This is a genomic window from Coleofasciculus sp. B1-GNL1-01 (genome assembly GCF_040220235.1).
Taxonomy (GTDB): Bacteria; Cyanobacteriota; Cyanobacteriia; order Cyanobacteriales; family Coleofasciculaceae; genus Coleofasciculus.
In genome coordinates this window covers 17656-29732 of the sequence record NZ_JAVJTO010000070.1, presented here as the reverse complement: position 1 = coordinate 29732, position 12077 = coordinate 17656, and the positions used below count along the sequence as shown (strand labels likewise).

At 42.5% G+C, this 12077-nt stretch carries 12 protein-coding genes; all 12 read right to left on the bottom strand.

Features of this window, described 5'->3' with window-relative positions:
* Positions 1–2 precede the first annotated feature (2 nt).
* The 12 genes from RID53_RS16995 to RID53_RS16940 all read right to left on the bottom strand — a co-directional run bounded on the left by RID53_RS16995 (position 3) and on the right by RID53_RS16940 (position 12058).
* A complete protein-coding gene (locus tag RID53_RS16995; protein WP_446389217.1) occupies positions 3–851 on the bottom strand; it encodes a glycosyltransferase family 2 protein in 849 nt (282 codons plus the stop codon).
* Positions 848–2023, bottom strand: coding sequence for a glycosyltransferase (locus RID53_RS16990; RefSeq protein WP_446389216.1), 1176 nt, complete (start codon positions 2021–2023; stop codon positions 848–850). Before RID53_RS16990 ends, RID53_RS16995 begins: the two co-directional genes overlap by 4 nt.
* 65 nt (positions 2024–2088) lie before the next feature.
* A complete protein-coding gene (locus RID53_RS16985) occupies positions 2089–2898 on the bottom strand; it encodes a class I SAM-dependent methyltransferase (protein WP_446389215.1) in 810 nt (269 codons plus the stop codon).
* Positions 2899–2919: 21 nt separating this feature from the next.
* The gene (locus tag RID53_RS16980; protein WP_446389214.1) at positions 2920–3825 is read right to left on the bottom strand and encodes a hypothetical protein; all 906 of its coding nucleotides are present in this window, start codon (positions 3823–3825) and stop codon (positions 2920–2922) included.
* An 8-nt stretch (positions 3826–3833) separates the two neighbouring features.
* Positions 3834–4793: a glycosyltransferase family 2 protein gene (locus RID53_RS16975; RefSeq protein WP_446389213.1), complete on the bottom strand. Its 960-nt coding sequence runs from the start codon at positions 4791–4793 to the stop codon at positions 3834–3836.
* A gap of 67 nt (positions 4794–4860) precedes the next feature.
* Positions 4861–6198: an ABC transporter ATP-binding protein gene (locus RID53_RS16970; protein ID WP_446389212.1), complete on the bottom strand. Its 1338-nt coding sequence runs from the start codon at positions 6196–6198 to the stop codon at positions 4861–4863.
* Positions 6199–6267: 69 nt separating this feature from the next.
* On the bottom strand, positions 6268–7122 hold the full coding sequence (locus RID53_RS16965; RefSeq protein WP_446389211.1) for a sulfotransferase family protein: 855 nt from the start codon (positions 7120–7122) through the stop codon (positions 6268–6270).
* A gap of 149 nt (positions 7123–7271) precedes the next feature.
* Entirely contained in the window at positions 7272–8030 is a 759-nt protein-coding gene (locus tag RID53_RS16960; protein WP_446389210.1) for a sulfotransferase family 2 domain-containing protein, read from the bottom strand.
* A gap of 76 nt (positions 8031–8106) precedes the next feature.
* A complete protein-coding gene (locus tag RID53_RS16955; RefSeq protein ID WP_446389209.1) occupies positions 8107–8973 on the bottom strand; it encodes an FkbM family methyltransferase in 867 nt (288 codons plus the stop codon).
* Between the two features lie 59 nt (positions 8974–9032).
* Positions 9033–9743, bottom strand: a complete 711-nt coding sequence (locus tag RID53_RS16950) for a methyltransferase (protein WP_446389208.1) — start codon at positions 9741–9743, stop codon at positions 9033–9035.
* A gap of 61 nt (positions 9744–9804) precedes the next feature.
* Positions 9805–10683 carry a sulfotransferase family protein gene (locus RID53_RS16945; RefSeq protein WP_446389207.1) on the bottom strand — a complete coding sequence of 293 codons (879 nt, stop codon included), beginning with the start codon at positions 10681–10683 and terminating at the stop codon, positions 9805–9807.
* Between the two features lie 58 nt (positions 10684–10741).
* The gene (locus RID53_RS16940; protein WP_446389206.1) at positions 10742–12058 is read right to left on the bottom strand and encodes an ABC transporter ATP-binding protein; all 1317 of its coding nucleotides are present in this window, start codon (positions 12056–12058) and stop codon (positions 10742–10744) included.
* Between the last annotated feature and the right edge of the window lie 19 nt (positions 12059–12077).

Genomic DNA, 12077 nt, shown 5'->3' with positions numbered 1-12077 from the left:
AATTAAAGGAAGTTCCTTAGGGTCTGGTTTGGGTTGATTCTCAAAGCCCAACCCATCGCCAGCAGGGCAGCTCGAAACTGCCTTTGTCGCCAGGAGTTTCGGGCATGCCGATAAACAAACTGAGCAAACTGGCGAGGATGGGATTCAAAGGCAACCCAATGCTTTTCAATTAAGCGGTGAAAGCTCTCCTGTCGCAGTTTCGGATTGCCTGATACGCGAGTACCACTGTGGCTGCGAAGTTGATACGTTACAGTAGGTATTCCAATTAAGGTACAGACGGGGTTGAGCCGTAAGAAAAACTCTGAGTGTACCCGGGAGCGAAACTGTTCATCCCACCCGCCAATCTGCAAGACTACGGCTCGTTCTACGACCAGGGTTTGCTTGGTGGCGTAGGATCGCCCAGCTTCGGGATCTTCGAGAAAAAAGTGGCTACCTTTCGGACAGAGTGTTGGTGGCACTCGAACCTTGATCACCTCTCCTTGATCGCTGACTTTTTCCAGCCCGGAAATGACACCTATCGGTGGGGTTGCCGAGGAGCGAGCGATCGCCGCCAGCGAAACCTCCGCCATCTGGGGCAGAAGGCGGTCATCGTCATCTAAGTAGGTCACCCAACGCCCTTGCGCTGCTTCAGTGCCGACATTACGGGCTCCAGACCCACCCCGCGACTGCTCTAGGCGAATCACCCGCAGCCGAGAGTCTTGGGGCAGTTGAGCCATCTGAGTCGAGGCATCATCCACGACAATGACCTCTAAATCGTCTAGGGTTTGTGCTAACGCACTGTTGACAGCATGGGGGAGCAAGTGAGGGCGATCGCGAGTTGGGATAATGATGCTGAGTAAAGGTTTCCTCATTGTCCAAGTCCTTGTGTGAGTGATGGCGTATCTTCAAGGGAAAATGTTGTCCCGTAGACCGATAATCCACAGTACTTGAGAATCGCTTCCACCCTTTTCTCGTATGACAGCGCTTGTGCTTTCTTGATCCCAGCGACTCGAAGCTGCTCAACCCTGGATTTGTCACTTAACAGACGACCAATCCCTTGAGCCAACGCTTCCGGATTATCAGGTTGGACGAATTCTACTTCCTCATCCGTTAACCAGTCTCTCAGGGCGAGGATATCTGTCGCCACGACTGGCGTTCCTGATGCCAAGTACTCACCCAGTTTCACTGGACTCGTCCAAGCCGCACTGGGATGATGTTGCGAAGGTGGAAGCAGTAATATGTCTGCATGCCAAAGAAAGTTGGGTACTTCGACTTGAGGCTTAAGTCCGTGAAAAATGACATTTTGTAATCTCAGTTCTTCTACTCGTTTCTGGTGTCGGTCAATGTCCTCTTGCCATCCCCCGACAAAATGGAAAATAACCTCCGGTAGCTTGGCTGCTGCTTCTAGCACAGTAGGGATACCCTTGTAATCATATAAGTGTCCCACATAAGCAACATTGGCACAATTTGCAGGATAAGGACTGTCTGGTAAGCAGTCTGGGCGCTGGTAAAGCTTGAGATCGACTGCATCGGGGAGTACAAGCAGCTTTTCCTTAGGCACACCTTGAGAATGGTAGTAATCAGCTAAACGATGGGAGATCGTCAGCCAAGCCAGGAAAGCGCGATGGTGGGTTCCTTTGACTAAACGAAAGAAGCGAGAATTAACGACTCCCACCCGTGAATGCTTTTCTGCAACAGTAGCCATGCCCAATTTACTACTTAACCAAGGAAAAAGGTAGCCACGAGCAAAAACCAAGTCGGGTCGGATTTGGAGTGCAGTTGGTAGAGTTAATAGCGCTGTCCGCCAATAGGTATCCGTACTCCAGCCCAGAATCTTACGAGGCAATTGCACCCAGCGTAGCGGTTCGGTTAACCCATAAATTTTGGCTAGCTTATCCGGGGAGACTCTACCCTCTGGGGGTTCGCGACAAACAACAATAACGTCATGCCCCAGTCGAGCAAGCCCCTGAGCCATCTTAATCGTATTAATCGCGTGAGCTTTTTGGGAGGAGGCTTCAAACACACAAGAAACCAGGATACGCATGGCTATCGGTCTTAAAAAAAGAAAACACGGCTAATGGCATTGAATATAGCAACGGTTAACCTTAGTCAACTCTGCTTAACGGCAAAAAAGATAATTTCATCCGGATTTAACCCATATTTATTTTTTGAGCCACCAAAATATTGGGGATATTTTGACCAAATGAATTCGTTAACTATAAATCCGACGCTTTGCAATCTTTGAATATAATCACGCCCATAGAGTCTGACATGATTGTACTGACCATAGGCTCGCTCTCGCTCCTCTGGACTAGATATTGATGGGTCTTCAAACGTCCTATCCAGAGTGAGAGAAATAGGCACCTGAAGAATCGCCCAGCCACCAGGGCGAAGCACTCTATACAGTTCAGACATCGCTACTCTATCCTCTGGCACATGTTCAAGGACGTGATTACAAAGAATGGCATCAAAAGATGCATCGGGATAATGGATATCGGTTATGTCCATCTGTTCCATAACACGAGACGGACTTGAATCGAGATCGGCAGTCAGATAATCTAAGTGGGAGAATTTGGCAATCAGTTTGGTCAGACGTTTCTCTGGAGCAACGTGTAGCAGCTTAGTTGGGCGTGAAAACAAGTCAGTTTGATATAAGAGAAACAGATAAATCAATCGTTCGCGATCTGAAGATTTACAGCAAGGACAGCGAGCATTCCGTTTCCTACCGCCAACAACATTTTTTTCAAATAGGATGGGAAAATTTTCACCTAATGGGTGCAAAGAACCAAGCCGAGCCTGACAAAGTGGACACTTATATCGGAATCCGAGATTTGCCAACTTTAGGCGTACTGATTCAAATCTCGATTGGCGAGGGATAGGAACAAAGAGCCAAAACAGAGTTTCGATTGTGCTTTGCATAGTCAGCTTCATGGAGGATTGCTATCTATTCTTTTTGGTGAATAATTGTTGAATCAAAGATTGTTTTACTTCAGATTGTCTGGGCTGAGGAACGGGTAAATGACTCACCCTGTATTCGTAACCCAACCTTTTAGCGATCGGCTCCACCTCTGCCTCAAACTCACTAATCTCTGAGGGAGTCCATGTCGCAATCGTAGGAACGCTAGATTTTGCATTGGGACGACGTAGCGCCAATTCTTCATAGATTTCCTGTGAAACCATAGACTGGAAGCCAAAAAATTGAGCAATTTCTAGATAGCGGCTATAGGATAAGTGTTCCAGCTTTTCTATCCGCCAGTGGGTTTCTGGTATGCTTTCAAACTGTTCCATAATTTTGGCATTGAGTGCATTCCAGTACCAAGCAATCTTTCCCACTCGGCTCATTTGGTTCCATTGCCGGAATTTGTCCCCAGAGGGCATAATTCGACCGAGAACGTGATGAAAATTATGGCAGTAGTCTTGATAGCCTGGTGCTAAGTCAGGATTCGCTCTCACTGCGGGTTTTTCATACCATCCTTTACGCAAATAAGAGTTAACGACTCGCTCTGGGCTACGCACTAAAAGAAGAAACTTGGATTCAAAGCGATTATAGAGTTCTAGCAGTGAGAGGGAAAGGTGAGCGCTTGCTTCAAAAGAAAAGAGATGATTTTCTAAGTCTTGTTTAATTTCACCTTCTTTTGTCTGCAAAAAACCCTCGTGATCTACAGGCAAATCATACCATTTACAGTAGCGATGAAATGTTTCATTTAACGGATTCCGTTCATGAACGGATGAAACGCTTGATTCTTGATCTATAATTTTGGCAATAAATTTAGTGCCGCAGCGCCCCGTACCAATAGCAAAACCGATTCGCTCTTGACTATTTTTTCTTGGCAATAAATTATTCATTGGTTGGCTTAAGTTGTTTTAGTTTTGAATTTTATTGTTTTTAGATGATGCAACAGATACTTCATTAACAGATTAGCCCGTTCTAAGACGCCTACTTGACTTAATGAAATCAGACGCCAACACTCAAGAGGTTTAAAACCTGATTCATCCTGTATCCATTTTTCAAATCTTTTCTTATGAATCTTTTTAATCGATAAATCATCACCTTGATAAATTTCTAAAACTTTTTGATTAAATAAGCAATAATTTTCCGTTACTTTTCTATGTATAGACCGACTTTGATGAAGTCTCTTGGCGATAACTTTTTTTCTCCAGTATCCCACTGATCCCAAGGTGTTTGCAGTTAGAAAAAATGCTTTATCATGTTTGGCTCCAGTATCTGTAGGAAAATTGATGTTATATTTTCCCATCAAAAAGCGATTAACAAGTACTCCTGAGGCTTTACCGCCTATACCTTCCTCAACAAAATACTTTAGGTACTCTCCCTTAGCAAAAACTTTCAGATTCTCTTTAATATCAATTAAATCGGGTACAGTTATAGGAAGATCGATGAGTTTGTTTAACTTGTCCTCATTTTTAAACTTGAACGCATGAACATAAACTCCAAATACATCAATATCAATATTATCCAGATAGTTGACTAGAGATAGATAAGTATTAATAGAGGTGGGGAGAAACCGATCATCATCATGCATAATAACGACATACTTAGTAGACGAATTACTCAACACGATATTGAAATTTTCGGCTTGGGATATACTAAATTCCGTATGTACATAGTTTATCTTTAAACGTTCAGCATATTCTTTGACTACCTTAGCTGTATCCTCGGGTCGATCACTGTTATCAGATACAACCACTGGTAAATCGGCTTGATATTTTTCAATGTCACTTAGTAATTCTGCCAACATCAAAGGACGATTTTTTGTCGGGATTCCAATCGTTAGTTTTGCCGTTGTTTTTGACATCATTTTTTCTTAGTGTCTTGTATTAGTTTGAACTTACTCCGCCATTTTTTATTATTTTATTAAACAGTTATATATTTTTTACTACCCATTCTTTGTCTTGATAATATAAATTCCGACTCATCAGTAAATTAACATCCTCCGATTCCTCAACCTTAAACCTAAAATTTTGAATGATATCAAAACAGTATTGAGGCTTCTTCACCAAATAAATTTCCATACTGTATGTGCTTGGTTTTAAATTACAAGATGACATTTTAATTTGTATTTCCGTATTTCCTGTCTCTAGACTAAACAAATTGTTATCATAATCACTATTAAGATCGAGAATAATTTCATTTTCTCGAGCCATGTCACAAACTTTACATTTAAGGTAAACATCGTCAAACTTACGATGCACTCTACAGCCAACACAAAAATAAGCAGGTTTTCCAGTTTGAGGAAAATCTATGATATCATTGCCTTCGCCTCTAAAGCAAAGATAAGTAATATCAATCCCTCCACTTTCTGTCTCATCTTTCTCTGGCAAAACCACCTTCCCTTTTGAATATTCAATTCCCTTGATCATCAAATCTTCTTCATACTGTTTGATGATCAAATTCGTTTCCCCTTTCAAAACCACTTTTCCCTGAGAAAGGTAAACGGCTGAGTCACATATAGATAAAATTGCCGCTGGTTTATGGTTCACCAATATAAAAGATGTTCCCTTTTCCCGAATCTCTGCTAGCCTGCGACCACATTTTGCTCGAAACTTTATATCCCCTACAGCCAACACTTCGTCAAGCAACAAAATATCCGGATCTACATGAATTGCACTGGCAAACCCTAACCGTGCTGCCATACCCGAACTATAAGTTTGTACGGGTGCATCAATGGCATCCCCAATTTCGGCAAAATCTACTACCGCATCAAATCGCTCCTCAATTTCTGTTTTAGACAACCCCAAAATTGCCATATTGGCATAGATATTTTCTCTTCCTGTCAGAATTGGATTAAATCCGGCTCCCAAAGCAATGAGCGGAGCCACCCGTCCCTTAACCTTGATCAAGCCAGTGTCTGGCTTAATCAAACCACTAATAATCCGTAGCAGCGTACTCTTCCCCGCACCATTAGCGCCAACTAAACCTAGCGCCTCGCCTCGCCGTAACTGAAAACTAACATCTTTTAACGCCCAAAACTCAGAAGGACGTAACACTTCACTCTGGCGCCGTCCTCCGACTAAATCAGTGGTGATATCTTGCACGCCATAGAATAATGACCGCTTTAAGTCGCGACAAAACTTCTTAGAAACCCCATCTACCGAAATGACGACCTCATTGTCGCCCGGTTGATTGGCACTATCTTTATCTGTACTTTCACTAATTGTTCTATTCATTAAAAACTTACCGTCTTCAGAATCATAAGTCATTGAGTAGCCTCTGTATAGCCTCGTACAGTAGTTTACTCTTTTTCAAATCAGAGAGCAAACACCAGATAATTATAAACACCAATCCTCGAAAGCCAGTCCAGTATAGTCTCTCAAACGATTGATATCGGGTCGGAGATAGTCGATTAATTCAGCTTCCAAAGTCTTGTCCAATGTTGGTCGTTGAACTTTTTGGGAAAACGGAAAGTACAATAATGTTTTGGCTTTTTCTCTAATCGGGCGGGGCAGGTGTTCAATTGTCTCTCCTAGTGGACTTTTTTCTAAAGACTTTCCCAGGGCGTTGTTGCGTCTCTTATTGCTAGAATTATGATGAATACGCGATAATTTATGATCGTAAAATGAATTATCTACCTCTAAAAAAGTGAATAGTTTTTGCATAATTTTTTGAGGCTTATTATACAAATCTTCACTCGTCATGATGAAAATATTAGATTTAGCGAAATAGTTTAAATATTGCTCTAGTTGCATATAATAGAGGCAACGACGTGTATAGCGACTCGATTCTATATTCCTCAAAGCATCTGATAGACTTCTATTTTCTAAACCAGCACTGTACCAGTGCATGTAATGAGAAATTATTCTCTTAATTGGATCTCGCAGAATATAGACAATTTTTACCTCCGGGACGATAGAGTGCATCCTTTTTGGCACTTGAGCATACCGAGGATAGTCTGTGTAATTGGGGGATGATTCTCCATAAATCTTTGCTTCACCGACAAAATTTTTCTTATACCATTCAACACCTCGTTCCCAGTTGCGTTGAGCAATAAAAAAATCCAACTCTTTCTCTCGACACATATAAATTTGTGGATGGAGAGATAAGTAGTAATGCAAGCTGCTTGTCCCGCCTTTTTGTGTGCCAATAACAATTAAATTTGGTAAATTTCCCGTTCTTTGTTTTAGCATTTGTCAAGTTTTTAGTGTAAGTCAGCAGAAAGCAGATTGTCCAGTTCAGTTAACCCTGTAGGCAAGTTGCTTATCCTTCAGATCAATTAGAACTTGGCATCATGACTAAAAAAACTAATAAATATCCCTATACTCATTGAACGGTAGAACTAAGCTTGTTTGAGACAATGCAATTTCATAAACTCATAAATCTCTATATCAGGTTGACAAAGCTCTTGAATTACCTTCAATATATTAGGTTCAACAAAAGGCTGAACAACAGGATTTTTGTTTTGATGAGGAATTCTCAGCGTTAATCCGAACCGCTGTTTAAACTGGGCTTTAAATTCTTTTAAATCTTCTAAAATGCCAACACAATCAAATTTCAAAATATTTTGCTTGGCAATTTCAACTCGTTGGGAAAGCTTACTCAAATTATAGTCGCGCTCGATGGGGAATCCCGAAAAATAGTTGATATATAAGTGTCCCCGCCTAATCCCTCTACGAGTTTTCAGAAAATCCAAAAGACTCTGTTCGACATAAGAATGGTCTCCTTTGACTTTACTAGCATCAAAAAAATAGTTAGATATATATCGTTTGACTGGATCTCGAAGCAGCGTCACATAAGCATAGTTTTTTGAATAACGTTCCCAAATTTGTTGATTAAAGTGAGCGTGTCCGGAAATATATGAAACATCTCGATTCATGGCATCTAAGATAAAGCTATCTCGCAATAGGTATGTTCCTCTTTCAACAGCAGGAACAGACTGATAAAGCAATTTTGCCATCGCTTTCGTTCGGATTGGATCAAGGATATAACTCTGGCGACCATAATGTCTTTGGATGGCTGAATTTACCGAAGTTCCACCTGTCTTGGGAACATGCATGAAAAAAATTCGGGGTTTTTTAGAAAAGATATGAGGCGACATAATCAAACATACGGGTAGTCCTGGAGAAGTCGTATTGATGTATCTTCTGCCTTGTCAATCGCAGCGCGATCGCTCGTTATTGGCGGACGTAGAAAAAACTTTGACCAGCACGCTCTATTTCCAAGAAGCCCTGATTTCGCAATTGTCGGCGTAGTGCATTGACGCGGGAAATCCCTAGTACATTGGGATGCATCTCGACGAGAAGTTTACGAACGGTAGAGAGATCCGCGAAGCTCAACAGTTCACCTTCGCTACCTTGAACATCCATAATCAAAACCGTCGGTTGGATGCGCTGGATCTCATCGTTGAGAGGCTCAACAGGTACTTCGCAAGCTGTGGTTTCTTGTTGAGCTTCGAGTTTATAGGCTGACGAACGGGCAAAGTGTTCAGAAACATAAAACGTGCAGGTATCAGCCGTCCGACCGAGCATACACATTTTTAGGTGTGGGTTCACCTCATTGAGGGCGTAGTTATCACGGATTAAAGACTCCAGGAAGGGATTAGCTTCGTAGGAATGAACGCGATCGCCGCCGATTTTCAAGGCGCAGGCGGTTGCCAACATGCCAATTCCACCGCCGAGTTCCATCACAATATCGTCAGGCTCTAGCCGAGAGATTACCAAGTGACGTTCGTGTCGAGTGTGGCGCCCCGATAGGAGCTTTCGCACTTGAAAGGCTGACATTTTCGGATCGATACGCATGCGGATACCCTCTACCGTGACGACCGAGCCATACATCTGGGAAGATATTGTTTCTTCTGGTAGGGGTCGCTGGCGGCGATAAGCTGTTTGTAGGTTGTGATAGAGCGACGGTGTTGCCGACTCCCAAGCGGTAAGAAACTGCCACCATAGCCGTTTTCCTTGTTTGCTTTGTTGTCGCCGAAGATGGCGCATCAGTAGAGCGGCATCCCACCAGTAAGAACGTAACGTATGATAGATAGTCATCTTTTCTTATTCTCTTAATGTTTGTTTTATTACAATCTTATGCGTTTTCCACGGCGCTGCTATTTAATTGCCAAAAAGCCTTCAAAGCAAAGGTGCTTAAATACCGTCATGATATCCACAAAGCCCGCCCGCTGCATCAAGTCAATATTTCCCTGAGTGGAAAAGGGTTCGAGTATACCCTTTAAACTACGACTCTTATTGACAATCTCTTGCTCAGTAAATCCCTGCTGTAATTTGAAATCTACGTAGAGTGACGACATCATATCCTGAAAGCGAGCATCAGGAGCCCGCACTTTTTCAAACAGGAGAAATCCACCACCCCAGTTCAAGCTGTTGTAAATTTTATTGAACAATAGCTGCCGAACGGCGGGTTGGACAAACTGAATGGTATAGTAAGCAACAATCAAATCAGCCGGCTCCAGCTCCGCATCGATAATGTCAGCCTCTCGGATTTCAACCCGGGGTAAATTCGAGGTTTTGCGCTTTGCCGCTTCCACCATTGCTGGTTCAATTTCCAGACCGATAAAAGAGACATGGCGATCGCTATTCGCTTCAGCCATCTTTCTCGTGAGTTCGCCTGTCGAACAGCCCAGTTCATACACTCTCGAACCTGGACGGATAAAAAAATCAGACAGCGCCACCACAATTCCGTGACCTTGTTGATACTGGGGAACTGAGCGACCAACATGGTTATCGAAGGTTTCCGGTACGCTACCACCGAAAGACCAACGAGCATTTGCTACAGATATAGTATCACCAACTTCAGACATAATAGACCTCTTCCGTGAATCAATAATTTCAATTAAATTATTCTAACTTATTCCTCATCTCCTAACGTTCAAATGTATACCCTTCCAGGAACGGAAATAAATGAATTTTGTTTTCAATCTCTTGCTTTAAATCTACAGTCCACTCTATTTTATGCCGACTTTTCTTCGGTGATTCAAAAACGATACTGGCACAGGCATCTAAATAACTTGATGATGGCTCTACTCCCAACCAGAGACACAAGTTACGCAGTTGCGCTTTGGGATCGCTGACAAAATCTTCGTGACGCAGATCAAATACATCTCCTGAATCCGCCATTTCTTTCACCTTCATAACGGATTCACAAACCCGGAAATAGCGATCTGTAGTTGCCTGAAGATCTAACGAATTATGCTGGGCGTTCTTCTGGGCTTTCTTGAGCGCCATTGTTGCTATATTATCAAACGGATTGCGGACAACGTGAATAAATCGTACTGGTACTTTGACCACATCTCGAAGCTTCTGAAGTAACTCTGGGTTAGCCGCCAGGTTATTAACTGTAAACTCGCCATGCTTATTACCAATAACCCGAATCTTTTTAAAAGAACCCTGCCATTGATCGGGCACATCGTAGGTATACCCACCCCCGCGCATCCAAGAATGTCCTCTAATTCTAGTCATTTGAAACAGGAGATAATATAGGGCATCTCGCTCAAAGCCAGCCTGAACATATTTAACAGCACGCAGTTCATGAGCCATGACAATATTGGGGTGTGCATCAAGTAAAGCGGCGACGATACTATGTCCGCTTCGAGAATAGCCGATAAACGTGCAGTAGGTTTCTATATCTGTGAACCAGTGAGCGAATTTCTGCCTTGTTCCCAGAGTGGCTAAATGAGCTAGACTCAATTGAATGGGTAAAGGGAGTTTTTTACGTTTTTTCAGTAGAAGTCTTAATAACATTAAAATTTATCCGTAGTTTTATTATTATAAAATTATACCGAATCGGACTAGCATTGGCTTAATTAATCTTCTCTGGGTTGACTACCCTCCAGCTTCGAGGTTGATAGAACATGCAACGACTAGTATTCTTCCTGGAGTCTACCCGGAATCTAAAAGAGCGCACAATATCAAAGGAACGCACTCCCTGCTTGACATAGATTTTGGCACTGTAAACCCCCGGTATTAGACAGCAGTAGGGCATATACATTTGTAGTTCAAACTGTCCAGCAGGCACATCCAATGTGGCATTATCATTGACAGACGTAAGGTTGAGAATGCGATTACTTTCTCCCGATAAAGAGGTCACTAGAACACCGAGATTAACTGAACTAATATCTTCGTAAGCTCGGCATTTGACACAAAAAGAAGCAGGTTCTCCTGTCGAAGGAAATTCTATTATATTGTCCTGTTCATCCCGAAAAAACAGTGCTAAAATATCTAGACCTATACTTTGATGTTTAGGTTTTTCGGGTAAGGTCATCATCCCCGGAACCGGGCTAGTTCCAGATAAGGATAGATCCTTTTCATACTGATGAATCACCGATTCTGTTTCTCCCGCCAGCACTAATTGACCCTTTCGCAAATAGATAGAGTTTTCGCAAACATTCAAAACTGTGTATGGGTTGTGGGAAACTAAAATAAAGGCAGTGCCATTTTCTTTTAACTTAGCCAGCCGATGATGGCACTTCATTTTGAATTTTACGTCCCCAACCGCCAACACTTCATCAATCAATAAAATTTCGGGTTCAACGTGAATAGCACAGGCAAAACCTAATCGCGCCGCCATACCAGAACTGTAGGTTTGCACAGGCGCATCGATAGCATCTTGAATTTCGGCAAACTCAACCACATCTTCAAACTTTTCTTCTATTTCCTGGGTTGATAAACCTAAAATTGCCATATTGGCATAAATGTTTTCTCGTCCTGTTAAAATTGGATTAAACCCAGCCCCTAACGCAATTAAAGGAGCGATTCGCCCTCGAACTCTGACGGAACCTGTATCGGGTTTGATCAGACCACTCAGAATGCGTAATAAAGTACTTTTTCCTGCACCATTCGCCCCCACTAGACCGAGTGCTTCTCCGCGCCGTAGCTGGAAGCTAACGTTATCTAGCGCCCAAAATTCTCCGGTTCGTAGCGTGTTACTCTGGCGACATCTACCGGTTAAGTCGGTGAAGATATCACCAACCCCATAAAACAAAGATCGCTTCAAATCTCGACAAAACTTTTTCGACACTCCATTGACATAAATTACCCCATCTGAGTCGGGAATGAAGGAAGATGAACTGTTTTGTATCAATGATTTTTCGACGGTCTGTGCTTCATCAAGAGTCATTTTCTTTTACTTGCCTTAT